The sequence below is a fragment of the Citricoccus sp. genome (assembly GCF_035445025.1).
Lineage (GTDB): Bacteria > Actinomycetota > Actinomycetes > Actinomycetales > Micrococcaceae > Citricoccus.
In genome coordinates this window covers 48,821-63,444 of record NZ_DAOMPX010000003.1, presented here as the reverse complement: position 1 = coordinate 63,444, position 14,624 = coordinate 48,821, and the positions used below count along the sequence as shown (strand labels likewise).

General features: G+C 72.3%; 16 protein-coding genes. 8 read left to right on the top strand and 8 right to left on the bottom strand.

The genetic code is table 11. The features are described 5' to 3' along the window. Positions 1-34: 34 nt before the first annotated feature. A complete protein-coding gene (locus PLJ28_RS02045; protein ID WP_298044136.1) occupies positions 35-583 on the top strand; it encodes a VOC family protein in 549 nt (182 codons plus the stop codon). A 10-nt stretch (positions 584-593) separates the two neighbouring features. Here PLJ28_RS02045 and PLJ28_RS02040 read toward each other — a convergent pair whose 3' ends face one another. Continuing rightward, positions 594-1,202 carry a class I SAM-dependent methyltransferase gene (locus tag PLJ28_RS02040; RefSeq protein ID WP_183527838.1) on the bottom strand — a complete coding sequence of 203 codons (609 nt, stop codon included), beginning with the start codon at positions 1,200-1,202 and terminating at the stop codon, positions 594-596. Positions 1,203-1,299: 97 nt separating this feature from the next. On the opposite strand from PLJ28_RS02040, the gene PLJ28_RS02035 reads away from it, so the two are divergent. After that, positions 1,300-1,893 carry a hypothetical protein gene (locus PLJ28_RS02035; RefSeq protein ID WP_183527836.1) on the top strand — a complete coding sequence of 198 codons (594 nt, stop codon included), beginning with the start codon at positions 1,300-1,302 and terminating at the stop codon, positions 1,891-1,893. Between the two features lie 123 nt (positions 1,894-2,016). Continuing rightward, on the top strand, positions 2,017-3,495 hold the full coding sequence (locus PLJ28_RS02030; protein ID WP_183527834.1) for a glucose-6-phosphate dehydrogenase: 1,479 nt from the start codon (positions 2,017-2,019) through the stop codon (positions 3,493-3,495). On the opposite strand, the gene PLJ28_RS02025 is transcribed toward PLJ28_RS02030, so the two are convergent. Then, positions 3,492-4,133 (bottom strand): sugar O-acetyltransferase, encoded by a 642-nt coding sequence (locus tag PLJ28_RS02025; RefSeq protein WP_255459479.1) that lies wholly within the window; start codon positions 4,131-4,133, stop codon positions 3,492-3,494. The two genes, PLJ28_RS02030 and PLJ28_RS02025, sit on opposite strands and share 4 nt — an antisense overlap. Positions 4,134-4,158: 25 nt before the next feature. Here PLJ28_RS02025 and PLJ28_RS02020 point away from each other — a divergent pair, with 25 nt between their 5' ends. Both PLJ28_RS02020 and PLJ28_RS02015 read left to right on the top strand, forming a co-directional pair. Then, positions 4,159-4,713, top strand: a complete 555-nt coding sequence (locus PLJ28_RS02020; RefSeq protein ID WP_183527832.1) for an SRPBCC domain-containing protein — start codon at positions 4,159-4,161, stop codon at positions 4,711-4,713. Beyond that, complete coding sequence (locus tag PLJ28_RS02015; protein ID WP_298044138.1) at positions 4,710-5,435, top strand: Crp/Fnr family transcriptional regulator; 726 nt, start codon at positions 4,710-4,712, stop codon at positions 5,433-5,435. Before PLJ28_RS02020 ends, PLJ28_RS02015 begins: the two co-directional genes overlap by 4 nt. Positions 5,436-5,519: 84 nt before the next feature. On the opposite strand, the gene PLJ28_RS02010 is transcribed toward PLJ28_RS02015, so the two are convergent. The 5 genes from PLJ28_RS02010 to PLJ28_RS01990 all read right to left on the bottom strand — a co-directional run bounded on the left by PLJ28_RS02010 (position 5,520) and on the right by PLJ28_RS01990 (position 9,642). Then, complete coding sequence (locus PLJ28_RS02010; protein WP_183527830.1) at positions 5,520-5,879, bottom strand: cupin domain-containing protein; 360 nt, start codon at positions 5,877-5,879, stop codon at positions 5,520-5,522. A gap of 63 nt (positions 5,880-5,942) precedes the next feature. Beyond that, a complete protein-coding gene (locus tag PLJ28_RS02005) occupies positions 5,943-7,082 on the bottom strand; it encodes a YihY/virulence factor BrkB family protein (RefSeq protein WP_183527828.1) in 1,140 nt (379 codons plus the stop codon). 28 nt (positions 7,083-7,110) lie between these two features. After that, positions 7,111-7,905: an amino acid ABC transporter ATP-binding protein gene (locus PLJ28_RS02000; RefSeq protein WP_255459478.1), complete on the bottom strand. Its 795-nt coding sequence runs from the start codon at positions 7,903-7,905 to the stop codon at positions 7,111-7,113. A gap of 34 nt (positions 7,906-7,939) precedes the next feature. After that, the gene (locus tag PLJ28_RS01995) at positions 7,940-8,704 is read right to left on the bottom strand and encodes an amino acid ABC transporter permease (protein WP_183528575.1); all 765 of its coding nucleotides are present in this window, start codon (positions 8,702-8,704) and stop codon (positions 7,940-7,942) included. A gap of 119 nt (positions 8,705-8,823) precedes the next feature. Then, the gene (locus tag PLJ28_RS01990) at positions 8,824-9,642 is read right to left on the bottom strand and encodes an ABC transporter substrate-binding protein (RefSeq protein WP_183527826.1); all 819 of its coding nucleotides are present in this window, start codon (positions 9,640-9,642) and stop codon (positions 8,824-8,826) included. A gap of 250 nt (positions 9,643-9,892) precedes the next feature. On the opposite strand from PLJ28_RS01990, the gene clpB reads away from it, so the two are divergent. Next, complete coding sequence (gene clpB / locus PLJ28_RS01985; RefSeq protein WP_183527824.1) at positions 9,893-12,496, top strand: ATP-dependent chaperone ClpB; 2,604 nt, start codon at positions 9,893-9,895, stop codon at positions 12,494-12,496. 3 nt (positions 12,497-12,499) lie between these two features. Here the strand turns inward: clpB and PLJ28_RS01980 are convergent, their stop codons facing one another. Continuing rightward, positions 12,500-13,144 (bottom strand): hypothetical protein, encoded by a 645-nt coding sequence (locus tag PLJ28_RS01980; protein WP_183527822.1) that lies wholly within the window; start codon positions 13,142-13,144, stop codon positions 12,500-12,502. 234 nt (positions 13,145-13,378) lie between these two features. On the opposite strand from PLJ28_RS01980, the gene PLJ28_RS01975 reads away from it, so the two are divergent. Together PLJ28_RS01975 and PLJ28_RS01970 are read left to right on the top strand one after the other, a co-directional pair. After that, positions 13,379-13,588 carry a DUF3073 domain-containing protein gene (locus PLJ28_RS01975; protein ID WP_029138985.1) on the top strand — a complete coding sequence of 70 codons (210 nt, stop codon included), beginning with the start codon at positions 13,379-13,381 and terminating at the stop codon, positions 13,586-13,588. 77 nt (positions 13,589-13,665) lie between these two features. Then, positions 13,666-14,589, top strand: coding sequence for a Sir2 family NAD-dependent protein deacetylase (locus PLJ28_RS01970; protein WP_183528574.1), 924 nt, complete (start codon positions 13,666-13,668; stop codon positions 14,587-14,589). The last annotated feature ends 35 nt before the right edge of the window (positions 14,590-14,624 follow it).

The following is a 14,624-nucleotide window of genomic DNA, read 5'->3' as shown; positions in this document are numbered from 1 at the left end:
CAATGGATCACAACGCCGACGAAGGGTAACCGTCATGACCGAGTCAGGATCCCGGTCCCAGCTGGTCACCTGCCTGTGGTCCACCGGGCAGGCGGAGGAGGCCGCGCGGTTCTATGTGGACGCGTTCTCCGCCTACCGGCCCGACACCCACCTGGACGAGATCCGGCGCAGCGCGATCGACGTGGTCCCCGGCGGGGACCAGGTGCACCTGCGCGCCGGTGACGTGCTCACGGTGTCCTTCACCCTGGACGGCCAGCGCTTCGTCGCGCTCAACGACCCCGCCCGGCCGGTGCCGTACACCGACGCCGTCTCCCTGCAGGTGCTGTGCGGGAACCAGGAGGAGGTGGACCACTTCTGGTCCGCGCTCACGGCCGGCGGCGGGACGGAGGTCGCCTGCGGCTGGCTCCAGGACCGCTTCGGGATGCGCTGGCAGGTGGTCCCCACCGTACTGCCGGAACTGCTGGCCGGGGAGGACCGCGACGCCGCCGCCCGGGTGCAGCGGGCGATGATGGGCATGGTGAGGCTCAGCATCGAGGGGCTCATGGACGCCGCGCAGGACGCCTTCGGCGCCGAGGAGCAGTGACCCCGGGCCCTCAGCGCACCAGCAGCGCGACCAGGAAGTCCGCCTCCGGGGTGAACTCGTCGAGCTGCCACGTGGCGAACCGGCCCTGCAGCCGGAACCCGGCCTGGCCGGCGTCGTCCACGAACTCCTCGAAGTCATAGCCGCGCCCCGCGCCGAAGCCGACCACCGCGCGACCGCCGTCCCGCAGGGCGGCGTGCAGGTGGCGCAGCACGTCCTGCCGGGACCCGGGGGAGAGGAAGCCGAAGACGTTGCCCGCCGAGAAGATCAGGTCGAAAGGCTCCTCCTCACCCAGCTCGGCGAGGGTGGCCGCGTCCAGGGTCTCCAGGTCGGCCACGTACCAGTCGGCGTCCGGGTGGTCCTCGCGGGCCACGTCGATCAGGTGCTCGTCCAGGTCCACACCGGTGACGCGGTGCCCCGCGCGGGCCAGGTACCCGCCCACCCGGCCGGTGCCGCAGCCGGCGTCCAGGACGCGCGCGCCCCGGGGGCACAGGGCGTCCACCAACCGGGCCTCGCCGTGCAGGTCCATGCCCTCGGCGGCCAGGGACCGCCAGCGCTCTGCGTAGCGGCGGGAGTGCTCGGGATCGTTGGCCACCATCCGGGCCCAGAGGTTCTCGGTCATGTCCCCAGTATCGCGCGTTCACCGGCACGTGCACTTCTGCCCCCGGGTGGTTATAAGGTGAGACAGGAACGAGCCCGAATACCGGAAGGACCACCCCATGAGCATCGCGCAGATCCCGCTCCGGCTGACCGCCGGCGCCTTCATCCTCAACTCGGGGATCAACAAGACCAAGATCTCGGAGGAACAGGCCGAGCAGATGCGGGACCTGGCCGCCAACGGCGTGCCGTTCCTGAAGGACATGACGCCGAAGCAGTTCAAGCAGTTCCTCATCGCCGGGGAGCTCGGGGTCGGTGCCGCGTTGCTGCTGCCGTTCGTGCCGGGCTGGCTCGCCGGTGCCGCGCTGACCGCCTTCTCCACGGGGCTGCTGTCGATGTACAAGAACACCGAGGGCATGACGGAGCCCGACGGCATCCGGCCGACCGAGCAGGGCACCGCCGTGGCCAAGGACGTGTTCCTCTTCGGCATCGGCACCGCCCTGATGGTGGACGGCGCCGTGAACCGGGTCGGCCGCAAGAACGCCGCCGCCGCCCGCCGCGCCAAGAAGCTCACCGCCGCGGCCGAGGTCAAGGCCGACGCCATCCGCTCCGCCGCGGACGCCAAGGCCGAGGCCATCAACAAGGCCCGCGAGGAGCAGACGCAGGCGCTGCGCGCGGCCCGCAAGAAGCTGCAGGAGACCCGCAAGAGCATCTGATGCCCTGAGGGTCGCCGCCAGGGGCCCGTCCCGGTTCTGCCGGGGCGGGCCCCTGGCGCGTCCGGCAACCCTGCCCCCCACGACCCTGCCCCGACGGGCCGCGTCCGGCGCTACGGTGGCACCATGAGCGATGCCGATCCCGCCGACGTCCCTGCCGGCCAGGACGTCCCCGGCCCCGGCCCCGGGGCACCGGACCTGGGCACCCTCGCCATCCTGGGAGCCGGTGGGGACCTGACCCGCCGGCTGCTGCTGCCGGGACTGGCCACCTGCCTGGCCGCCGGGGTACCCCAGCACGGGATCACCGTGATCGGCGTCGGCCGGACCGAGGACGTGGACTTCGCCGCCACCGTGCGGGAGGCCTTCGCCGAGGTGCTGGACGAGGTCCAGCTCGGGCTCCCCGCGGTGCGGGCCACCCTCGAGTCCGTCCGCTGGGTCACCGGGGACGCCGCCGACGCCGGGGACCTGGCCGCCCTGCTGGCGGCGGCGCAGGGTCCCACCGGGCTGTACTTCGCGCTGCCCCCGGGCGTCACGGAGGACGCCTGCCGGGAGCTGGCGGGACTGCACGCGGAGGGACGGCTGCCCCCGGACACCGTCCTGGTGCTGGAGAAGCCCTTCGGGTCCGGGCAGGAGTCCGCACGGCGCCTGAACGACCTGCTGGCCGGGTTCCTGCCCGAGGAGCGGGTGTTCCGGGTGGACCACTTCCTGGCCACGCCCGGGGTGCTCGGACTGGTGGGGCTGCGCTTCGCCAACCGCATCCTGGAACCGGTGTGGAACCGGGACCACGTGGAACGGATCGAGATCACCTACGACGAGACCCTGGGGCTGGAGGGCCGCGCCGGGTTCTACGACGGCACGGGGGCGGCCCGGGACATGATCCAGTCCCACCTGCTCCAGGTGATGGCCCTGGTGATGATGGACCCGCCGGAGCGGTTCGACGGCGTGGCGGTCCCGGCCGGCACCGAACAGGTGCTGCGGGCCACCCGGTTGTGGCCGGACGGGCCTGACGGGCCCGACCACGGCGTGGACGTCCCCGTGGTGGTCCGTGGCCGGTACACCGCCGGCACCGTGGACGGGCGCACGCTGCCCTCCTACGTGGACGAGGACGGCGTGGACGCCTCGCGGCAGACCGAGACGTTCGCGCAGGTGATCGTGGAGGTGGACTCCCGGCGATGGAGCGGGGTGCCCGTGGTGCTGCGCTCCGGCAAGGCCATCGGCTCCCCGCGCCAGGAGATCTCGGTGGTGTTCCGCCGCCCGCCGCTGGACGCCGGGCACGTCCCGGCGGGCGGGCCACCGCCGGCCAACGTGCTCCGGATCGGCTTCGAGGACGAGCGGATCGCGCTGGAGCTCAACGCCGGCGGGCCGTTCGACTCCCGCGGGATGACCCGCACCGTGCTGTGCTCCGAACTGCCCGAGCCCGGCCTCACCGCCTACGGCTCCCTGCTGCACCGGGTGCTCGCGGGCCGCGGGGCCTTCACCGTCAGCGGCGAGGGGGCCGAACAGGGCTGGCGCATCACCGAGGGCATCACCGCCGCCTACGGCTCCGGGGCCGCCCCGCTGCTGGACTACCCCGCCGGGTCCTCCGGCCCCCGGGCCGGGGGCTAGTCGCCCTCGACCGCCATCCGGGACCAGCCGCCGTCGGGATCCGCGGGCAGCTCGCGGATCACGCGTGCGGGCACGCCCACGGCCACCACGTTCGCCGGCAGGTCCGAGGTGACCACCGCGCCGGCGCCGACCACGGTGTTCTCCCCGATGGTGACGCCCGGGCCCACGATCACGCCGCCACCGAGCCACACGTTGTCCCCGATGGTGATCGGCTGGGCGCCCTCCCACTTGTCCCGGCGGGGACCCGGTTCCAGGGGATGGGTGGCCGTGAGCAGTTGCACGTTCGGGCCGATCTGGGCATCCGCACCGATGCGGATCGGCGCGCAGTCCAGGGCGACGAGGTTGAAGTTGGCGAAGGTGCGGTCCCCGACGTGGAGGTTCACGCCGTAGTCCACGCGCAGCGGCGGACGGATCACGATGCCCTCCCCCCGGGTGCCGAGCAGCTCACCGAGCAGGTCCCGGCGCTCGGCGAGCTCGGTGACCGTGGTGGCGTTGTACCGCTCGGAGAGCAGCTCGGCGCGCGTGTTCAGTTCCTCCAGCGTGGGGTCGTCGGCGAGGTACGGCTCCCCGGCGAGCATCCGCTCGTGCATGGAGCGCTCGTCCGGGAAGTACGGGGAGGTGAGGGCTGGGTTCGTCATGGTCCCAGCGTGCCAGAATGGCCGCATGAGCACCCCAGGCACCACGCGCGAGCCCACCGGCCGGATCATCGACGGGCCCGAGGGCCGGGCCATCCAGATCACCAGGATACTGCCGCACGCGGTCGAGGACGTGTGGAACCACCTGGCCGAACCGGGCCTGCTCTCGAGGTGGTACGGCACCTATACCGGGGACCCGGCCACCGGCAGCGTCCGGCTGGCCATGGTCGAGGCCCCGGACCAGCCGGGGGAGTGCACCATCGAGGCCTGCGAGCGGCCCCACCGCCTCCACGTGGTGCTGCAGGACCCGTCCGGGGCGGCCTGGCGCCTGCGCCTCACCCTGGACTCCGCTGACACCGGGGCGGGCACCGCGCTGGTCTTCACCCAGCCGATCTCCGGGTTCGAGCAGATGGCCCCCGACGTCGGCCCCGGCTGGGAGTACTACCTGGACCGGTTGCAGGCCGCCCTGGACGGCGACGACGTGGACGCCGTGGACTTCGCCGACTTCCACCCGCACCAGCGGGACCACTACACGCCCGTGGAGCCCACCACGAGCGGTCCGGAGGAGGACGGCCGGGGGTGAAGCGGGAGGTGAGGCCCGAGGTGAGGCCGGACGAGGGGGACCTGCTCGATCACGAGCACCGCTTCGCCTGCGTGTCCTCGGTCCCGCTGTTCAGCGGGGTGGAGGAGGAGGACCGGCACCGGATCGCCGAACGCGTCATCACCCGGCCCTACCGGCGCGGCGAGGTGGTCTACTCGATCGGGGACAGCCCCGGCCTGCAGATCGTGCACTCCGGACGGGTCAGGCAGTCCCGGGTGCTGGAGAACGGCAACGAGCAGCTGCTGCGGGTGCTCTCCCCCGGGGACTTCACCGGTGAGCACGCACTGCTGAGCGACGAACCGGTCACCTCCCTGGCCGTGGCGGCCACGGACGCCCAGGTCTGCTCCCTGGCGCGCGCGGACATGGACCGGTTCCTGGCGGACTACCCTCGGGTGGCGATGACCATGCTGCGGACGGTGGCCCACCGGCTGGAGGCGACCGAGCACCAGGTCGCCGAGATCACCGGCCGCTCCGTGGAGTCCCGGCTGGGGGAGTACCTCGTGGCCGCCGCCGCGGAGGCCGGCGCGGCACCGGGGGCCGGGTACAGGCTGCCGATGCCCAAGAAGGACCTCGCCTCCTACCTCGGCACCACCCCGGAGACCCTGTCCCGGCGCCTGCACGCGCTCGCGGACCGGGGACTGATCACCCTGGGCCGCGGCAACCGGGTCACCGTGCTGGACGAGCCCGGACTGCTCCGGCTCTGAACCGCCCGGGAGTCACCGCAGTCACCGCGGCCCGTCCGCGTACCGTCCACGTCCTGACGGGCCCCTCCGCCGGCCGTGGGCCGGTCAGCCGTGGCTCTCCTCCTCGACCCCGGTGACGGTGGTCAGCAGGAACACGCTGTCCTCGAGGGCGAGCACGCCGTGGCGCTCCTTGGTCAGCTGCACCAGTTGCCCCACGCCCAGCCGCTGGTCACCCCCGGTCCCGGCGGTGACCTCCAGGGAGCCCTGGAGCACCTGGAGGGTGGCGGCCGGCGGGGCGTTGTGGTCGGCCAGCCGGGCGCCGTCGGTCAGCGCGATGATCGACTGGCGCAAATGGCCGTCGCGCAGCAGCAGGTCCCCGTGCCGGCCGTGCGGATTGGCCCGGGCGGCGTCCAGGGTGCTGCCGATCAGTGCGGTCAGGTCGTGGGGTCCGGGCGAGTAGGTCATGGGATCACCGTAGCCGGTGAGCCTCGGCCGGGGCACCCGTGGGCGCGGGGGCCAGGACTGGATCTACCCGGCGTGGTTCCCGGCGTCATACGGCTGCCCGGTCGAGACCTCCCGGTCCAGGGCGTCGACCGACCAGAACGTGTCGGCCTCGGCGAGCCACGGGCTGGCCGGCATCGTCACGGGCTCGCCGGTCCGCGCCGACCGTGCCACCGCGCGGGCCGTGGCGCGTGCCCTGGCGGTGTCCTCGTCGAGGAACTCCAGCACCCCGGTGTGGCGGGTGCGCAGTTGCAGCACGTCCGCCGCGGGCAGCCCCGCGGCCAGCTGGCGCCCGCGCAGCAGCTCGGCGTCGAAGGCCGCCCCGGCCACCAGCACGATGTAGCTGATCCACACGACCATCATGATCACCACGAGGCCGTTCAGGGTGCCCAGGATCCGGTCGAAGGTGCCGAAGCGCTCGGCCAGCCAGCCCAGCAGCACGGTCATGGCGAACAGGATCAGCACGGCCGCGAGCCCGCCCCAGGACATCCAGCGGAAGTGCGGCTGCACCACGTTGGGCCCCCAGTGGTAGGCCACGGTGACGGCGAACGCGATCAGCGCCAGGATCACCGGCCACTTCAGCAGGTTCCAGGCGGCCACGGTGGTCGCGGGCAGGCCCAGCAGGTCCCCGAGCCGCTCCGAGAGCCCGCCGCCGATCAGCACGAGCAGCAGCACGGCGATCACGGCGATCATCAGCGTCAGCGTCTCGACGAAGATCACGGTCCGGAACCACAGGAACCTGCGGCCCTCGCGGGTGTCGTGGATGCGGTGCATGGCCCGGTGGAAGGAGGCGAACACGTTGGAGGCGGCGATGATCGAGCCGACCAGCCCGAGCACCACGCCCGGCACGCCGCCGTCGGTGTTGGCCAGGGCCAGCAGCGCCGCCGTGACCACGTCCGGGTTCAGGCCCGGCAGCAGCTCGTGCAGCAGCTCGGCACCGGTGTGCACCGTCTCGTCCTCGAGGCCCAGCAGGGACACGATGGACACCACGGCGATCGCGGCCGGCACCACGGACAGCAGCGAGTAGAAGGCCATGGACCCGGCCACGTCCCAGACCTGCATGTCCACCAGCTTCATGACGGTGCGCCGGACCACGTGGAACAGGGTCACCCGGGGGCGCCGGTAGGTGCGCTCCGGCGCCGGGCGGCGGAACAGGTGACTGGGCATGGGACGAGCGTAGCCCGCCGAAGCCCGCTCAGAACTCGACGTCGGTGGGATTCAGCACGCGGGCCAGGAAGTCCTGGGTGCGCGGCTGCTGCGGGTTCCCGATGACCTGGGCGGCCGGGCCCTGCTCGACCACTACGCCGCCGTCCATGAACACCACGCGGTCGGCCACCTCGCGGGCGAAGCTCATCTCGTGGGTGACCACGAGCATCGTCATCCCCACGCCGGCCAGCCGGCGCATCACCGCCAGAACCTCGCCGACGGTCTCGGGGTCCAGCGCGGAGGTCGGCTCGTCGAAGAGCATCAGCTGCGGGTCCATGGACAGCGCGCGGGCGATCGCCACGCGCTGCTGCTGGCCGCCGGAGAGCTGGTCCGGGTAGCGTCCCTCCATCCCGGCCAGCCCCACGCGCTCGAGGTTGGTCCTCGCGACGTCGGCGGCCTCGGCCTTGCCCCGGTGCAGCACCTTGACCTGGGCGACGGTGCAGTTCTCCAGGACGGTCAGGTGCGGGAAGAGGTTGAAGTGCTGGAAGACCATGCCCACGTGCCGGCGCATGGCGTTGAGGTCCACGTCCTCGTCGGTGGCCTCGAACCCGCCCACGGTGACGGTCCCGGAGTCGGGGACCTCCAGCAGGTTCACGCAGCGCAGCAGGGTGGACTTGCCGGAGCCGGACGGGCCGATCAGGCAGACCACCTCGCCGGGGGCGACCGTCAGGTCGATCCCCTTCAGCACGTGGTTGGAGCCGAAGGACTTGTTCAGTCCGGTGATGGAGACGCCGGAGGCGTGGACGGTGCCGGCGGCCGGGGAGGCGGGGGAGGGATTCGTCATGGGATCGGCTTTCTCGGGATCGTCGTCCGGGCCGTCAGGACCGGGAGCGGCGAGCCCCGCGGGACTCGAAGCGGCGGGCGAGCAGGGACAGCGGCACCGTGATGATGAGGTACATCAGCCCGGCCACCAGCACGGGGGTCAGGCCGGCGCCCAGGGCGGTGATCCCGTCCCGGCCGAACTTGGTCAGCTCGAACTCGTGGGCGGCCAGGCCCAGGACGTAGACCAGGGAGGAGTCCTTGGTGAGCAGGATGACCTCGTTGGTCAGCGGCGGCAGCACGAGGCGGAAGGCCTGCGGGATGACGATCGTGACCATGGCCCGCCAGCCCGGCATGCCCAGCGAGCGGGCGGCCTCGTACTGGCCCTTCGGCACGGCCTGCAGGCCGGCCCGCAGCGTCTCCGAGATGTAGGCGGCGGACACCAGGCCCAGCGAGGCCATGACGACGACCGGGATCGGCCACTGCACCCCGAAGGCGAAGGGCACGCCGTAGCCGAAGGCCAGGAACACCAGCAGGGCGGGCACGCCGCGGAAGAACTCGGTGTAGACGGTGGCCAGCCAGCGGTAGGGCGGGAACGCGGACATCCGCATCAGGGCCAGCACGATGCCGCCCACCAGGCCCACGGCGAACGAGGTCGCGGTGTAGAGCAGCGTGTTGCCGAACCCGATGAGGATGATGTCCGGGAACATCGGGGCCACCGCGGCGAAGTTGAACACCGACTCGCCCACGGTCTGCCAGTCGACGGCCAGCAGGACGACGATGATCGCCGCCACGAAGACCGCCGCCTGGATGCCCAGGGAGATCCGGCGACGGCGGCGCGCGCCACCCGGCCGGGCGGCGTCCGGGTCCCGGGACGTCGCCGGGGCGGAGCCGGCGCCGGGCTCCGGCTGCGGGACCGGGGCGTGCCCGGGCTGGTTCTCACTCACTGCGCGGCCTCCTCGCCGAACCAACGGACCCGGGACTCGTTCAGGGTGCCGTCCTCTTCCATGTCGAGCAGCGTCTGGTTGACGAAGCTCAGCAGCAGTGCGTTGTCCGGGGAGATGCCCATGCCCAGCTGCTCACCGGTCTCGAAGGTCTCCACGACCTCGTAGGCCGGGTCGTCCTTGAGCTGGTAGAGCAGCACCGATCCGTTGCCGAGCACGGCGTCCGCGCTGCCGGAGCGCAGGCCCTCGACCTGCATGCCGCCGTCCTCGAACTGCACGATGTCCAGGCCGTTCTCCTCGGCGAAGAACTCGCCGGTGGTCGCCTGCTGGACGCCGATGCGCTTGCCCTGCGCGGACTCCAGGTCCGTGATGCCCGAGTCGACCGGGGCCACGAGCACGAGGTCGTCGTCCAGGTAGGGGATCGAGAAGGCCATCGTCTGCCGGCGCTCGTCCGTGATGGTGATCGAGGAGATGTTCACGTCGCAGCCGGTCAGCGAGGCGCCGGACTGGATGGCCTCGAAGGAGGAGTCCACGATGCTCAGCTCCGCGCCGAGGTCGTCGGCGATGCGCTGCACGATGTCGATGTCGTAGCCCACGGTCTTGCCGCCCTGCTGGAACTCGAACGGGGGGTAGGGGATGTCCGAGCAGACGGTGAGCTGGCCGGGGTTCAGCAGCGGGACGGACTCGTTCACGGCGACCTCGCCGCCGTTGCCGGTGCCGCCGGAGTCGGCCGGACCGAGCACCGCGCACCCGGACAGGGCCAGGGTGCCGGCGCAGAGGGCGGTCGCGGCGAGTCGCCGGACGCGTGAGGGGGGCATGATCGGCCTTCCGTGGAGCGGGGATGGTCCAAGGCAGTCAGGATAGTGCCCAGTGGGTCCGCCGTCGACGCGCACCGCCGTCGGGGACCCCGGGACAGCCCGGTACCGCGCGCGTACGGTGGTGCCGATGGCCGCCTGAACCGGGGAATAGCGCGGTGCGCGGCAGGGTTGAGTCAAGTACACTCAAGTTCGAGTAGGAATCCACGTTCCGCCAGTGACCGCCCGGGGGACCGGGAGGGAGGAGTACGCCATGGACGCGAAGTTCACCACGAAGAGCCAGGAGGTGCTGTCCGCCGCGGCCATGCACGCCTCGACGGCCGGCAATCCGCAGATCGAGCCGGCCCACCTGCTGAAGGCGCTCATGGACCAGCGCGGCTCCGTCGCCGTCGCGGTCCTCAAGGCCGCCGGCGTCGACCCGGACGTGGTGTCCACCGCCGCGTCCACCGCCATCAAGCAGATGCCCGCCACCTCCGGCACCTCCGTGGCCCAGGCGCAGCTCTCCCGCCAGGGGCTGCTCGCGGTGCAGGCCGCCCAGCAGCAGGCCGAGGCCCTTGGGGACGACTACGTCTCCACCGAGCACCTGCTCCTGGGCCTGGCCGCGGACGCCGGCCGGGCCGGGGCGGCCCTGCGGGACGCCGGTGCGAGCCTCGAGGCCCTGTCCGCCGCGGTCAAGGAGGTCCGGGGGGACACGCGCGTGACCACCCCGGACCCGGAGAACACCTTCCAGGCGCTGGAGAAGTACGGGACCGACCTCACGGAGATCGCCCGGGCCGGCACGCTGGACCCCGTCATCGGCCGTGACGCCGAGATCCGCCGCGTGGTCCAGGTGCTCTCGCGCCGGACCAAGAACAACCCCGTGCTCATCGGCGAGCCGGGCGTGGGTAAGACGGCCGTCGTGGAGGGCCTGGCCCAGCGGATGGTGGCCGGGGACGTCCCGGAGTCGCTGCGCGGCAAGTCGCTGATCAGCCTGGACCTGGGATCCATGATCGCCGGGGCCAAGTACCGCGGTGAGTTCGAGGAGCGGCTCAAGGCCGTGCTGGAGGAGATCAAGGCCTCGGACGGGCAGATCGTCACGTTCATCGACGAGATCCACACCGTGGTCGGCGCCGGGGCCTCGGAGGGCGCCATGGACGCCGGCAACATGCTCAAGCCCATGCTGGCCCGCGGCGAGCTGCGCCTGATCGGCGCCACCACCCTGGACGAGTACCGGGAGAACATCGAGAAGGATCCGGCCCTGGAGCGCCGTTTCCAGCAGGTCTACGTGGGCGAGCCCTCCGTGGACGACACGATCGCCATCCTGCGCGGCCTCAAAGAGCGCTACGAGGCGCACCACAAGGTGGCCATCGCCGACTCGGCCCTCGTGGCCGCGGCGAACCTCTCCGACCGGTACATCTCCGGCCGGCAGCTGCCGGACAAGGCGATCGACCTGGTCGACGAGTCCGCCTCCCGGCTGCGCATGGAGATCGACTCCGCCCCGGAGGAGATCGACCAGCTGCGCCGCTCGGTGGACCGCCTGACCATGGAGGAGCTGGCCCTGCAGGACGAGACCGACCCCGCCTCGGTGGAGCGCCTGGCCGCGCTGCGCGAGGAGATGGCCAACCAGAAGGAGCAGCTCGCCGCGCTCAACGCCCAGTGGGAGTCCGAGAAGGCCTCCCTCAACCAGGCCGGTGACCTGCGCGTGCGGCTGGACGAACTGCGCTCGGCCGCGGACAAGGCGCAGCGCGACGGCGACCTGGCCGAGGCCTCCCGCATCCTCTACGGCGAGATCCCGGCGCTGGAGAAGGCACTGCAGGCCGCGGTGGAGGCCGAGTCCGGCGCGCCCAGCGGCGAGCAGGCGATGGTCTCCGAGGAGGTCACCGCCGATGACATCGCCGAGGTCATCTCCGCCTGGACCGGGATCCCGGCCGGCCGCATGCTCCAGTCCGAGCAGGACAAGCTGCTGACCATGGAGGACCACATCGGCGAACGGCTGATCGGCCAGCGCCAGGCGGTGAGCTCGGTGTCCGACGCGGTGCGCCGCTCCCGGGCCGGGATCTCCGACCCCGACCGGCCCACCGGCTCGTTCCTGTTCCTCGGCCCCACGGGCGTGGGCAAGACCGAGCTGGCCAAGGCGCTGGCGGAGTTCCTGTTCGACGACGACCACGCCATGGTGCGCATCGACATGTCCGAGTACTCGGAGAAGCACACCGTCTCCCGGCTCGTGGGTGCCCCTCCGGGGTACATCGGCCACGAGGAGGGCGGCCAGCTGACCGAGGCCGTGCGGCGCCGCCCGTACTCGGTCATCCTGCTGGACGAGGTGGAGAAGGCCCACCCCGAGGTCTTCGACATCCTGCTGCAGGTGCTCGACGACGGCCGCCTCACCGACGGCCAGGGCCGCACCGTGGACTTCCGGAACGTGATCCTCATCCTCACCTCGAACCTGGGGTCCCAGTTCCTGGTGGACCCGGCGCTGGACGACGCGGCCAAGCGCGCGGCGGTGATGAAGGTGGTGAACGCGTCCTTCAAGCCGGAGTTCCTCAACCGGCTGGACGACATCATCATGTTCGACGCGCTGTCCATCGAGGACCTGACCCGGATCGTGGACCTGCAGGTCGCCTCGCTCGCGCGGCGGCTGGCCTCGCGCCGGCTGAGCCTGGAGGTCTCGGACGCGGCCCGGGAGTGGCTGGCGCTGACCGGCTTCGACCCGGCCTACGGCGCCCGCCCGCTGCGCCGGCTCGTGCAGCGGGAGATCGGCGACCAGCTGGCCCGCGCCCTGCTGTCCGGAGAGATCGCGGACGGGGACACGGTGACGGTGGACCGGACCGGGGACCAGGGCTCGGAGCAGGACCGCCTGAGCGTGGCCCGCAGGGGCTGAGCGTCAGGACCCCGCGGCGCCCGGGGTGCTCCAGTCCTGGAACGCGGGCTCGTCGACGAGGGAACCGGTGAGGGTGCCGTCATGGGCCACCGCCACGCAGTCCACGCGGCGGTCACCGGCGGCCCAGGTGCCCTCGGTCGGGTGGGAGATCTCGACGACGACCTGGGCGTCACCGGTCTGCCCCAGCTGGATGGTCCCGCAAAACTCCTCGGCCTCCGGCCGCATCCGGTCCCCGGGGAACTGGCCGTCGGCGGGCCACAGCTTGCGTCCCACCAGCTCGGCCTCGTGCTCGCGGCTGCACTCGACCACCGTGGCCGGCTCCGGCACGGCGGTGAAGTCCGTCAGGCAGTCACCCGGCTGGACCTGGCCCGGGGGCACGTCGCGGGCGATGATGCCGTCCAGGCCGGGGTCCGCGTCGCGGGACACGGAGGGCTCGGGGGTGCCGGCGTCCCCGGTGCGCGGGTCCAGCTGGGAGGAGACGAGTGGCCACACGACGAACAGGGCCAGCGCCAGGACCACCGCCGCGCCGATCGCCACCCACCAGCCGCGGCGTGGCCGCTGCGGGGGGACGTCCTCGGACGGCCTCGGCGGCAGGTAGGGGACGGAGCCGGACCCCTGCTCGCTGGGGCGGTCCTCGTTCGTGTCCATCAAGGGGTCCTTCCGTACCGGTGGGACACCCCCGTCGGCGCGGCCGGCGGGCCCGCGCGGCCGGCGTCGTGTGGTCGCCGGCGTGAGGGGGCGGACGTCACGTTCCGGGCGGCGCCAAGGGGTGCTGAAACATGTTAACCTAGTGAGCACGAACCATCATGACAGCGCATACTCCGGTCCAGCCCTGCCTAGAAGCTGACCACCCGGAGACGGAGAACAAAGGGGGTCACGCTCATGGGGCGCGGCCGTCAAAAGGCTAAAGCAACCAAGCAGGCCAGGGACATGAAGTATTTCTCCCCGGCCACAGACCTGTCGGCGCTCGAACGTGAGCTCGCCGGCAGCCGTGGTTCCAGCCGTGACGATGACCAGTACATCGCCTACGCGGACAAGTACACGGACGTCGAGAATACCGAGGAGGACGACGATCCCCGTTACGCGGGTTGATGGTCGTCATGACTGCTGAAGGACCCCAGGACCCTGACCTCACGACGCCGACCGGCTCCGTGAGGTCAGGGTCCTCCTTGCGCCCCGGGCATCCCGCGGCCGACGGCCATCGCGCCGCCCTGCGCTCGATCGCCCGCGTGGTGGAGGACTCCGCCCCGCTGCAGGACCCCGAGGTGGCCCGGGCCGGGATCCGGGAGCTGCTGGCCGGCGCCGCGCCCCTGGTCATCACGGGTGCCGGGGTGTCCACCGACTCCGGGATCCCGGACTACCGCGGGCCCGGCGGCTCGCTGCACCGGCACCGCCCGATGACCTACCAGGAGTTCCGGCACGACGACGGCGCCCGGCACCGCTACTGGGCGCGGTCCTTCGTCGGGTGGCGGCAGATGGACACCGCGGAGCCGAACGAGTCGCACCACATCCTCGCCGGCTGGCAGCGCGAGGGCCTGCTGGCCGGGATCGTGACCCAGAACGTGGACGGGCTGCACACCGCCGTGGGGACCCCGGGGCTGGTGGCCCTGCACGGGGACCTGGACCGGGTCGTCTGCCTGCACTGCGGCGCCGTGGAGGACCGGCGTGACTTCGACGCGCGGCTGGTGGCCGCCAACCCCGGCTACCTCGAGGCCGTGCGGGTGGACCCGGAGCTGGTGAACCCGGACGGGGACGTGACCCTGGGCCAGGAGTGGGTGGACCGGTTCACCATGGCCGGCTGCCGGGAGTGCGGCTCCGTGGAGCTGAAGCCGGACGTCGTGTACTTCGGGGAGAGCGTGCCGGCCGAGCGCAAGGCCGCGGCCCGCGAGGCCTTCGAGCGCGCCGGCGCGGTGCTGGCGATCGGCACGTCGCTGGCGGTGATGAGCGGTTTCCGGTTCGTGCTGGACGCGGAACGGGCCGGCAAGCCGGTGGCCGTGATCAACGGCGGCCCCACCCGGGGGGACACCCGGGCCACGTTCCGCTGGCGCACCCGCGTGGCCCCGGCCCTGGCCTGGCTCGACGCCCGGCGCTGATCAGGCGCTCCGGGACCTGGTCGGGGCCGACGGTG

Coding starts and splice junctions, on each gene's coding strand:
- PLJ28_RS02045 (WP_298044136.1), top strand. CDS start 35: ATGACCGAGTCAGGATCCCGGTCCCAGCTGGTCACCTGCCTGTGGTCC.
- clpB (WP_183527824.1), top strand. CDS start 9,893: ATGGACGCGAAGTTCACCACGAAGAGCCAGGAGGTGCTGTCCGCCGCG.
- PLJ28_RS02010 (WP_183527830.1), bottom strand. CDS start 5,879: ATGACCTACTCGCCCGGACCCCACGACCTGACCGCACTGATCGGCAGC.
- PLJ28_RS01980 (WP_183527822.1), bottom strand. CDS start 13,144: ATGGACACGAACGAGGACCGCCCCAGCGAGCAGGGGTCCGGCTCCGTC.
- PLJ28_RS01975 (WP_029138985.1), top strand. CDS start 13,379: ATGGGGCGCGGCCGTCAAAAGGCTAAAGCAACCAAGCAGGCCAGGGAC.
- PLJ28_RS02025 (WP_255459479.1), bottom strand. CDS start 4,133: ATGACGAACCCAGCCCTCACCTCCCCGTACTTCCCGGACGAGCGCTCC.
- PLJ28_RS02030 (WP_183527834.1), top strand. CDS start 2,017: ATGAGCGATGCCGATCCCGCCGACGTCCCTGCCGGCCAGGACGTCCCC.
- PLJ28_RS01990 (WP_183527826.1), bottom strand. CDS start 9,642: ATGCCCCCCTCACGCGTCCGGCGACTCGCCGCGACCGCCCTCTGCGCC.
- PLJ28_RS02035 (WP_183527836.1), top strand. CDS start 1,300: ATGAGCATCGCGCAGATCCCGCTCCGGCTGACCGCCGGCGCCTTCATC.
- PLJ28_RS02020 (WP_183527832.1), top strand. CDS start 4,159: ATGAGCACCCCAGGCACCACGCGCGAGCCCACCGGCCGGATCATCGAC.
- PLJ28_RS02040 (WP_183527838.1), bottom strand. CDS start 1,202: ATGACCGAGAACCTCTGGGCCCGGATGGTGGCCAACGATCCCGAGCAC.
- PLJ28_RS02000 (WP_255459478.1), bottom strand. CDS start 7,905: ATGACGAATCCCTCCCCCGCCTCCCCGGCCGCCGGCACCGTCCACGCC.
- PLJ28_RS02005 (WP_183527828.1), bottom strand. CDS start 7,082: ATGCCCAGTCACCTGTTCCGCCGCCCGGCGCCGGAGCGCACCTACCGG.